At 41.0% G+C, this 10,594-nt stretch carries 10 protein-coding genes and 1 pseudogene; 7 read left to right on the top strand and 4 right to left on the bottom strand.

Going from position 1 to position 10,594, the window contains the following annotated elements; all coding sequences use genetic code 11:
- Positions 1-61: 61 nt before the first annotated feature.
- Positions 62-685: a trimeric intracellular cation channel family protein gene (locus tag LS67_RS06225; protein WP_034325872.1), complete on the bottom strand. Its 624-nt coding sequence runs from the start codon at positions 683-685 to the stop codon at positions 62-64.
- A gap of 142 nt (positions 686-827) precedes the next feature.
- Here LS67_RS06225 and flgG point away from each other — a divergent pair, with 142 nt between their 5' ends.
- A complete protein-coding gene (flgG, locus tag LS67_RS06220) occupies positions 828-1,616 on the top strand; it encodes a flagellar basal-body rod protein FlgG (protein WP_034325896.1) in 789 nt (262 codons plus the stop codon).
- A gap of 447 nt (positions 1,617-2,063) precedes the next feature.
- Here flgG and LS67_RS06215 read toward each other — a convergent pair whose 3' ends face one another.
- From LS67_RS06215 to petA, 3 genes are read right to left on the bottom strand one after another with little or no spacing between them, the layout of a single operon-like run.
- On the bottom strand, positions 2,064-3,170 hold the full coding sequence (locus LS67_RS06215) for a c-type cytochrome (RefSeq protein WP_034325871.1): 1,107 nt from the start codon (positions 3,168-3,170) through the stop codon (positions 2,064-2,066).
- A gap of 1 nt (position 3,171) precedes the next feature.
- Positions 3,172-4,401 (bottom strand): cytochrome b, encoded by a 1,230-nt coding sequence (locus tag LS67_RS06210; protein ID WP_058122006.1) that lies wholly within the window; start codon positions 4,399-4,401, stop codon positions 3,172-3,174.
- A 9-nt stretch (positions 4,402-4,410) separates the two neighbouring features.
- Complete coding sequence (gene petA, locus LS67_RS06205; protein WP_034325870.1) at positions 4,411-4,917, bottom strand: ubiquinol-cytochrome c reductase iron-sulfur subunit; 507 nt, start codon at positions 4,915-4,917, stop codon at positions 4,411-4,413.
- Between the two features lie 200 nt (positions 4,918-5,117).
- Between petA and LS67_RS06200 the strand changes: the two genes are divergently transcribed.
- From LS67_RS06200 to LS67_RS06175, 6 genes and pseudogenes are all read left to right on the top strand, one after another.
- Positions 5,118-5,966 carry an NAD+ synthase gene (locus LS67_RS06200; protein WP_034325869.1) on the top strand — a complete coding sequence of 283 codons (849 nt, stop codon included), beginning with the start codon at positions 5,118-5,120 and terminating at the stop codon, positions 5,964-5,966.
- A 21-nt stretch (positions 5,967-5,987) separates the two neighbouring features.
- Entirely contained in the window at positions 5,988-6,929 is a 942-nt protein-coding gene (locus tag LS67_RS06195) for a tetraacyldisaccharide 4'-kinase (RefSeq protein WP_052082027.1), read from the top strand.
- Positions 6,930-7,045: 116 nt separating this feature from the next.
- Positions 7,046-7,501: a thioredoxin-dependent thiol peroxidase gene (gene bcp, locus LS67_RS06190; protein ID WP_034325868.1), complete on the top strand. Its 456-nt coding sequence runs from the start codon at positions 7,046-7,048 to the stop codon at positions 7,499-7,501.
- A 262-nt stretch (positions 7,502-7,763) separates the two neighbouring features.
- Positions 7,764-8,990: pseudogene (locus tag LS67_RS06185) on the top strand (saccharopine dehydrogenase family protein); the annotation flags it as partial.
- 365 nt (positions 8,991-9,355) lie between these two features.
- On the top strand, positions 9,356-9,937 hold the full coding sequence (locus LS67_RS06180; RefSeq protein WP_011115937.1) for a hypothetical protein: 582 nt from the start codon (positions 9,356-9,358) through the stop codon (positions 9,935-9,937).
- 168 nt (positions 9,938-10,105) lie between these two features.
- Positions 10,106-10,579 carry a restriction endonuclease gene (locus LS67_RS06175; RefSeq protein WP_034325866.1) on the top strand — a complete coding sequence of 158 codons (474 nt, stop codon included), beginning with the start codon at positions 10,106-10,108 and terminating at the stop codon, positions 10,577-10,579.
- The last annotated feature ends 15 nt before the right edge of the window (positions 10,580-10,594 follow it).

The following is a 10,594-nucleotide window of genomic DNA, read 5'->3' as shown; positions in this document are numbered from 1 at the left end:
CCTTGCAAAGTAAACTAAAAGTGCCATTGTATAAAAAATAATCTAAAACTTGCATACAAACCTACTCTTTCTTTTCCTCTTCGTAGGTAAAAACAGGTAGGGAGAGTTTATAAAAAATCGCTAGAAGCCTTGCAACCACACCGATAACTAGAGTAATTAGCGTTACAAGCATAATGTCTAAATGCGCATATTCAAGCAATGAGTAATAAATCGCACCGGCAAGGAGCGCGATACCTGCGTAAATCTCCTTTTGAAACACAAGCGGAATACGCATACACAAAATATCACGCAAAATACCACCAAATACCCCCGTGATGACTGCTGCACTCACAGCGATAATGAATCCATAACCCTTATCAATCGCCACCTGTGCGCCCAAAATACTAAATACAACAAGCCCAATGGCATCAAGGGTCAAAAATACACCCTCGCTTCGTGCCACCACGCGAGGCACTCTTGTCGTCAATAATGCCGCAACACACACAATCACAATGTAGCTGGGGTGTGCTACCCAAGTAAGCGGATAATGCTCCAATAAAATATCACGGATAGAACCCCCTCCAATGGCAGTAACAAGTGCGATAAATATCACACCAAAAAGGTCCATTTTGTGCTTACCTGCGGCGAGCGCACCGGTCATTCCCTCGGCTGTGATAGCAATGATATAGAGTATAGTAAGGAGCATTGTATGCCTTAAGGTTATAAAGTGAATCTCATTGTAGCTTGAATGAGCTTATAGAATCTAAAAAGCCGCATTTATGGAATTACTTTTGCTTGGTTTGTGCATAAAGCGCACAGGCTGCGATTATACCTCAAAGGATAAGGCTATGATGAGATCTCTTTACACTGCCACTACCGGTATGCTAGGGCAGCAACTCCATATTGATAATACCTCAAACAATATCGCAAATGTCAATACCACAGGCTATAAGAAACAAAGGGCAGAGTTTGCGGATTTGTTTTATCAAGTGCTACAATATGCTGGAACAAGCACGAGTGAAACAACTATCTCGCCCACAGGTATTGAAGTAGGTATCGGGGTGCGTCCTGTGGCGATACAAAAAATGTTTTCACAAGGACACCCAAAAGAAACCGAGAATAATCTTGATGTTGCTATTACGGGGAATGGATTCTTTCAAATTGAGTTGCCTGATGGCAATATCGCTTATACTCGCGCAGGGAGCTTCAAGCTCGATAATAATGGCAATGTCGTCAATGCAGAGGGTTATCGCCTTATCCCAGAGCTTACCATTCCAGAGGGTGCTACACAAATCAATATCGGCACAGACGGCACGGTAAGCGTGATTGAAGGCAACCAAACAGAAGTCAATGTGTTAGGACAGATTGAGATTGTAACTTTTATTAATCCTGCGGGGTTACATTCTTTGGGTGACAATCTATTTATCAATACCAATGCTTCGGGCGACCCAGTGGCTGGTGTGCCCGGACTTGATGGTTTTGGGCAGTTACGACAAGGTTTTTTGGAGCTAAGCAATGTAAAATTAGTTGAGGAAATGACAGACCTTATCACAGGACAAAGGGCATATGAGGCGAATTCTAAGACGATTCAAACCGCAGATTCTATGCTCCAAACGGTCAATGGGCTAAAGCGATAAAGATATAGAATCCATAGTGCGTAGAGGCAAGACTGATACCTAGCCTCGAAATGTAGAATCTAAAGGGCTTGAGGCAAGAATAAGGCTTGAGCTTTTGCATTCATTTTTGTCTAAATCTGCCGCAAAATGCTCTATTCTCCCTACTCTACTTTTTAATTTAAGAAAATAAAACGCTTGTATTTTGTGCTTATTGTTAGCACCTAGCCTAATAATATATATTTTATTCTGCTGACTTTATTTAGAATCTAATATGTGCTTTGGGGGATTCTATACAGATTCTATTTGATATATTTATGTTTTGTTTTATATGGAGTTTTGTCCCTCCTATGCAGAGGGAGAATGGTGGTAAAATAACATATTCTACACACCGGGAGAAAAAAGCAGAGCTATCAAACGCGTTTTATCGCGCAAAAAGCGCACCTACCCATTAAGCAGGTGCTTTGGCAATTAATGCACTTCGCTCCAAATGCGTTTTTTCCATAGGTATGCGAGGATACTCATCACACCAAAGAAAATCATTATATAAATACCTAAACTTTCTCTTTGCTCTTTTTTCGCATCGCCAACAGATTCTAAATAAGCTACAACGCGTTCTTGTGCTTCTTCTGTTAGCCCCACACGTGGCATAGAAAGTCCAACCGGCATTACGCCGAGCTCTTTAGCAAGATTGCTATAATCTCTATCATCTTGCCAAGGACTCTTTTTATCATTTGCAGGAAGTGAGCCCTCTTTTTGAATAATCGCATCTTGTATGGATTTAAACGATACATTTTGTGGGTCGTTGATGAAATGCTCCAAATAATGTTTGCCCTTAGCACGAATCATCATTGACAAATCAGGCGCAGGAGAGCCAAGATACGCATCAAGACTTTCAGGTGAAGTGCGAGATGCCACATTATCATACTTCATCGTATGGCAACGAGAGCAAGCATTCAAGAAAACAGCCTTGTTTGTGAGGTTTTCTTCAAGCGTTGCAATTTGGCTTTGTGTTTGCTCACTAGAGTGTCCCGCCTTTTCAATCGCCTCTTTTTTAGCCGCAAACTCTTGAGATTCTAGCACTTGCTTTTTAAGCGAGATAGAGCCGATTGACTTAAGATAAGCCACGATGTCTGATACTTCTTGTTTTGTATCATCGGTCATTCCAAAATACTGCGTCATTGGGAAATCGCCATTTGGGAACTTATGTGTAAGGTGGAGCGCATTTGCAGGATCAAGAATGAGATTAGCCAAAAACTTCTCATCATAGATTGCACCCGCAACAGACAAATCCGGTGTAAAGATAGTAGCTTCCTTATTATCGCGGAAATACATAGTCATCTCTCCACCAGCAATTCCTACGCTATTAACAGTGTGACAAGCAACGCAGTTTTTTTCTACATATTCTTTACCTCGAGCCGCATCACCCTTACTTAAGTCAATATCTTGCAAGTCATTAAATGCAAAATCAGCCTTTGCTACCTCTGGATGAAAAGTTTTGTGAGCGAGAGGCTCAACACCCCAATACAGCACACCCACAATGATTACAATAATCGCTAAAATTTTTATCTCTTTCATTTTAGTGCGCTCCTTTCTTTTGTTCAAGTATTGTTACTACTGGTAATGCAACAAACACAAGGAATAAGAATCCAATAGAAGCTACAAAACCAATGAAGTTGTTTGCTCCTTCAGGTGGGAGCTTACCAAAGATAGTAAGCACTATCATATCCACTATGAGAAGACAAAACCACAAAAGATAACCTGGGCGTCTGTGCGCTGGAGCAACAACAGAGCTTCTATCAAGCCAAGGCAAGAACAAAAATGCTACTTGTGCGATACCAAATGCTATTAAGCCCAAATCCGCGCTAAAGAAGAAGCCTCTTAACACTTCATAACTCCACAAGAAATACCATTCAGGGTAAATATGTGCTGGAGTTTTGAGATTGTTTGCTGGTTCAAAGTTGATTGGATCCATTGCAAAATCAAAGTGGAAGCATACAAGATAGAAGAAACCGATCATAAACAAGCACACTACAAAAATGTCTTTTGAAAGGAATACAGGCCAAAAAGGAATAACCTTAGATTCTTTTTTCTTGCCTTCTTCATATTTTTTGGCTTCCGCTTCATAATCAATATGTTCGCCATCTTCGTTATTTACATGAGGCATTCTCAATGTATAGAAGTGTAGCCCGATAACACCAAGAATAACGATGGGCAACAAGCACACGTGAAGCATAAAGAATCTTGTCAATGTAGAATCTGCTACAACAAAATTACCACGCACCCATTCAACTACATCAGGTCCAATTACAGGAATACCGCCAAAAAGATTTGTAATCACAGCAGCAGCCCAATAACTCATTTGCCCCCAAGGCAACATATACCCACTAAACGCTTCGGCAGAGAAAAGCACGAAAATAAGCATACCACCAATCCACACCATTTCGCGTCCCTTTTTGAAAGAACCATAATAAATAGCCACGAACATATGAATATAGATAATGAGGAATATCATACTTGCAGCTACTGCGTGGATATGTCGCCATAGCCAACCAAACGCCACCTCTGTCATAATCGTATGATTGACACTATCAAAAGCAAGATTCACATCAGGCTTATAATACATCAAAAGAAAGAATCCAGACACTACAAGTAGCGAAAACAATGTGAGTAGCACAACACCCATAGCCCATAAGAAGTTGATGTTTTTTGGAATCCAATATTTTGTCATCAACACTTCTACTAATTTTTTAACAGCAAGGCGTTGGTCGAGCCAATCCACCAAGCCTCCAGCTTTTTTAACTTCCATATCGCCTCCTTATGCGTTTGCTTCAAGTAGGGCTTTATACTCTTGCCCCTCTTCGCCTAGCACCATTTTTGTCCCATCAATCTTAAATGGTGGAATATCCATAGGACGAGGTGGTGGTGTGCCAGCCTCATTTACCCCAGAAGCGTCAAATCGTCCGCCGTGGCACGCACACGCAAACTCTTGATTTGCTTGGTTGAAGCTAGGGATACAACCCAAGTGTGTGCAGATTTGAATCCCAACCGTATAAAGCGCACCATTGAGTTCAAAATCTCGTCCCTCTATTTTCTTGCTATTAGGTAACTTTTTGAGGATATACACGGGTTTCCCCCTCCATTCCACCGTTTGAAGCACTCCTTCTTGCAACGCACTTAAATCAAATGTTGTAAAACCAGCCGAAACAACGCTAGGCAGCGGGTCCCAAGAACGCTTCATTGCATAGAGCGAAGCGATACCACCCACAGCAGCGACACCACCTAGAGCCATTCCTAGAAAATCGCGTCTTTTTGTGTCTTGCATCTTTTCTCCTTTCTTTTTTGTCCTTGAAATATAAAACCAAATATCCTATGCAAAAAAGCCTTAAATATTGTTTATTTTATGAAGCTTTTTTTGTTTATTTTTATAGTGTGTTATAATGTGCGACATTTGTAACGCTACGATAGAAAACATCACTATGAACCTTTCTTACATTGAGATTTGGCAATAACTTAGGAGTGAAAATGGATAAATTTGTACGTAAGTGCTCGTATTTTTTGAAAGATGAGTTTGACAAACGCGGTTTCAAAAGAGCAGTTTTAGGCTTAAGCGGTGGATTAGATTCTGCTCTTGTGGCGACTTTGGGCGTTTTAGCTTTGGGTAAGGATAATGTCCGTGCCTTGCTTATGCCCTCTCTTAGCTCAAGCCAAACACATTTTGACGATGCACTTTTACTCACCCGACATTTAGATATAGAATATAGAATCTGCCGCCTCGCACCCTTTCAAAAAGACTTTGCAAAGCAGGAGGGTATGGACTTAGGCGCAGATTCAATAAATCTTAACAACACACAAAAACAAAGAATGGGAAATTTTTGCGCTCGAATGCGTATGGCATTGCTTTATGATTGCGCGAGTGCGGATAATGCCCTCGTGCTTGGCACGAGCAATAAAAGCGAGATTTTACTAGGCTATGGCACGATATTTGGCGATTTAGCCTCCGCCATAAATCCCATTGGGAATCTCTACAAGACGCAGGTTTTTGCCCTCTCGCGTTTCCTTAATGTGCCAGAGCATATCATATGCAAGAAGCCAAGTGCCGACCTTTACTCTAACCAAAGTGATGAGGGGGATTTAGGATACAGCTATGAGCGCATAGATAGCTTTTTGCGTGCATTTGTGAGTCGCGGTGGGCTAGAGGCAGCAGGAGACAAAGAGGCGCAAGAGCGCGTGAAAAATAGACTTTGTGAAGAGGGTTTTGAAAAAGAAATGGTAGAAGCTTTAAGTGCGCGTGTATGGAACAATGCCTTTAAACGCGCTATGCCTCTTATCTTTAGCGGCGATTTTGAAGTAGATTCTAAAGCGCAAATATAGAATCTAAAACAAGGAAAAACAATGCGGTGGATTGATGTGTATTTTTATCAGCCAAATATATGGCAAAAAACCCTAGCGATACTGCTTTTACCCATTTCTTTGCTCTATGGTATAGGGGCATATGCGAGAAGAAAATTTGCCCGATTTCATCACTTCCCTTTGCCAATAGTGAGCGTTGGGAATCTCATCGTAGGTGGCAGTGGCAAGACGCCCTTTATCATCGAGGTGGCGAGGCATTTTGAAAAGGTGGCGATTGTCTCAAGAGGCTATAAACGCGATTCAAAGGGGCTTGTCGTAGTGAGTGAATGGGGCGAAATACGCGCCTCACAAACAGAATCTGGCGATGAACCCTATCTTTTAGCGCGGGAGCTTAAAAACGCGAGTGTGATTGTGAGTAAAGATAGGCGCGAAGCCATAGAGAAAGCCATAGCAATGGGTGCGAAAGTGGTGTTTTTAGACGATGGATTCCGTTTTAAGTTTAGTAAGCTCAATATTGCGCTCGTGCCACTTTTGCAGCCCTATTTTAAGCTCTGTCTGCCAAGCGGTATGTATCGTGAGCTACCTAGTGCCTACAAAGAGGCGGATTTACTTGTGCGTGAGGGAATAGACTACACGCGTGAGGTGCATATAGAAAATCCAAGCGAGAGAATGCTCCTTTTGACAGCTATTGCCAATCCCGCAAGGCTTGATGAATTTTTGCCCTCTGTCGTGGGTAAAATCACATTGAGGGATCATTCAACTTTTGATAAGGCATTTTTATCACAAATGATAGAGAAATACAATGCCACTTCTTTACTTGTAACGAGCAAAGATGAGGTAAAACTTTTAGAATCTGGCTTCAACCTAAGCGTGATGAGGCTAAGGCTCGTGATTGCAGAGGATATTATGGAGCGTATAAAAAGCTATGTGCGCGACTTTAAGAGCAATGCTGATGAGAAAAAGACTCGAGGGCAGATTCTATAAAATCTCGCATTTGTAAAGGATTTGATTTTAATCCAAAATCGCCCTTAAGATTCTTAAAATGGATTTCATAATGCTAGAATCTAAGCGCAATTTCATCATAAATTTAAGGAGTGATAATGCAACTACAAAAAGGCGATAAAGCACCACAATTTAGGCTAAAAGGTGCTGATGAGACAGAAATAGCTTTATGCGATTTGCTGGGTAAAAAGGTGATTGTGTATTTCTACCCTAAGGACAATACGCCCGGCTGCACGATTGAGGCGCAAGAGTTTAGTGCGTTGCTTGATGAGTTTGGTGCCAAGGGTGCAGTGGTGGTTGGCATAAGCCCTGATAGCCCCAAATGCCACCAAAATTTTATCAGTAAGCAAAATCTTAAGATTCTACTCCTAAGCGATAGCGATAAAAGCGTGGCAAGTGCCTATGGTGCGTATGGCACAAAAATGATGTATGGCAAGGAGGTGCAGGGCATTATTCGCAGCACATTTGTGATTGATGAAAATGGACTTATAGCGCAAAGCTTTTATAATGTCCGCGCCAAAGGACACGCCCAAAAAGTGCTTGAGGGACTTTAGATTCTATAAATTTTGCGAAATTTATAGAATCTATGTGACAAGCTCTAGCCAATGGGTGTGTGGCGTGTATTTGTGTTTCTATCTACTCGGCTTTTTGAATGCATTTTGTAGAATCTAAACGCGCTTAGCATTTGTGGCTTAAGACAATCAGCGATACCACAAATCTTAAGATAAATGTTATAATGGTGCTTATTTTGCCTACCTATCTAGCTTGAAGCTTTCGCGCTTGGGCTAGGAGCGTGGGGTTATCTAGGAGTTAATTATGGCAGTTGTTTTACAAATCGGAGCAGGCGGTGTAGGCGGTGTTGTCGCGCACAAAATGGCGCAAAATCGCGAAGTGTTTTCACGCATTATTTTGGCTTCACGCACATTGAGTAAATGCAAGGCAATCGCGGATTCTATCCGCGCTAAGGGTTTAGGCGAAATTGAGATTGATGAAGTTGATGCAGATAATGTGGAATCCCTTGTGGCTTTGATTAATAAATACCGCCCAAAAGTCGTGGTGAATGTCGCGCTTCCCTATCAGGACTTGAGCATTATGGAGGCGTGTTTGCGCACAAAGACGCATTATTTAGACACTGCAAACTATGAACACCCCGATTCTGCACATTTTGAGTATAAAGAGCAGTGGGCGTATGACACGCACTACAAAGAAGCGGGGATTTACGCACTGCTTGGCAGTGGCTTTGACCCGGGCGTTACAAATGTCTTTTGTGCGTATGCGCAGAAGCATTATTTTGATACAATAGAAAGCATTGATATTTTGGATTGCAACGCAGGAGACCACGGATACGCCTTTGCGACAAATTTTAATCCCGAGATAAACTTGCGTGAAGTCAGCTCTAAGGCGAGGTTTTGGGTAAAAGATTCAAAAAGTCAATATGCGCATAATTTTGACCTCTCGCACGATAGCATTTATCGCAAATTTGAGGCTAAAGAGAAGCATTTTAAATTGGAATCTAACACGCAGGATTTGAAAAATGAGCCATATTTTAATGGTGAGTGGCGCGATATTCCACCCCTTGCGCTAATGAAAGAGTGGGATTATCCCGAAGTGGGCGTGAAAAACAGCTATTTGCTTTATCACGAGGAGCTAGAATCGCTTGTGCGCAACATTAAAGGTTTAAAAAGAATCCGCTTTTTTATGACTTTTGGCGAGAGTTACCTCACGCATATGAAGTGCTTGGAGAATGTCGGGCTTTTGCGCGTGGATTGCGTGGAACATAAGGGGCAAAAAATCGTGCCAATAGAAGTGTTAAAGACGCTTTTGCCCGACCCTGCAAGTCTAGCTTCACGCACAAAGGGCAAGACAAATATCGGCTGCTACATTAAGGGCGTGAAAGAGGGCAAGGAGCGCACGATTTATATCTATAATGTATGTGAGCACGAGAAATGCTATGCGGAGGTAAATGCGCAAGGTGTGAGCTATACGACAGGTGTGCCTGCGATGATTGGGGCGAAGCTAATATGCGAGGGTAAATGGGGCGTTGGGGCAAGCAAGAATGTGTCTCTTACTCAATCTTCGCAGGAGCTTGAAAAATCCTCAATCGATAGGCGCACAGCCTTATCTCAATCGGATTTTTCGGCGCAACCTGCAAATCTTAAGCAAGATACACATTCTTTAGATTCTAATGTGAAATCTTACAATGCCGAGCGTTTGGAGCTTAATAAAGATATGCCACAGGGAGGTGAGGCGCAAGGCGTGGATTCTAAAAATGGCAGTGGTGTGTGGAATATGGAACAAAACGACCCCGACTTCTTTATGAGTGAGCTAAACAAGCAAGGGCTTCCTTATGTCGTGTTGGAAATAGAATCTAATGGAGAAGCAAAAGTGCTAGAAGATGGGAGAGAAAAATGTTAGATTCCACTAAAAGATTTTGGATTATCATAAGCATATTGCTCTCTGGTCTATTTATTAATGGCTGTTCTGCTAAAGCTTATTATTCAACGCAAATAGACCCTCAAATTACCTTTAATAAGCAAGAACCACTTACCATCTACACAGATGAAATGCCAAGCATCACAGATAAAAAGTTTGCACTATCACTGGCTGAAACAATGGTTGAATATGGTTTTCAAATTAATGGATTTAATTTAGAAACCAAATCAACAAACTGCTATCTTGTTTTTTCTTTAGATACTTCTTCTTCTCAATACACTGGGAGCTACACCACATATAATACAAGCACGGCATATATATCAGGTAAATATACTAGCATAACCACGCCAAATACAAATATATATACTATCCCAATAGTAACAAAAAAAATTGCAGTGAGTATCATTTGTAAGGATAACAGAGGTAAAAAAACTCAAGTATGGTTTGGATATGTGGGTGCTAATATTAGGGATTATGACAAATATCAACAAAAAATTATTAAAAATCTTGTAGAGCTTGTAGGCAAGGATTTCAAGGGTTATTTAAAGGTTGAATAAAAATATTGAAAAGAACTAAAACATTAAGTTACAATACAAAATGTTTTTTTATTGAAAATTTATTAGTGGCACAGATGGAGAATCTAAAGTGCTAGAAGATGGGAGAGGGTGAAACTTACTTAATGGTGTTTGTGGCATTTGAGTATTTAGAGGAATAAGGAGACATTTGTGGGTGTATTGTTTAAATTATTACGTTATGTGTTCTTTTCTAAAAAGCGCACGATTTATGCTTACAGAGAGAATAGAGGGCATAAAGATTTTAATAATGCACGAAAAAACAAGCAAAAAGGCGATAAATACGAATTGCAAATTGTTAGGCATTATAAACAGCAGGGTTACAAGGTATATCCTAAAGGACTTAAGGAGGGTCGGCGCGATAAAGGCATTGACATCATTGCATATAAAGGTAAAGAGGCACTTTTGATTCAGTGCAAGAATTGGGAGCGTTCGCAAGTGAAGCAGGAGCATTTGAGAATCTTTTTAGGCGATTGCACCGCATACTTAGAGCAAAATCAAAAGATTTTTGCTAAAAGAAGTGTTCGCCGAGTGTTTGTAACGAGTTGTGAAAATGTGGATTATGGGGTAAAAAAATTTTTGGAAGAAAACGATATGGAGTATAAGATTATTCCTTATTTTGCGTAAAACTTGCACTCAAAT

The sequence above is a fragment of the Helicobacter sp. MIT 03-1616 genome (assembly GCF_000765685.2).
GTDB classification, from domain to species: Bacteria; Campylobacterota; Campylobacteria; order Campylobacterales; family Helicobacteraceae; genus Helicobacter_C; species Helicobacter_C typhlonius.
This window is presented reverse-complemented; position numbering and strand designations above follow the sequence as displayed.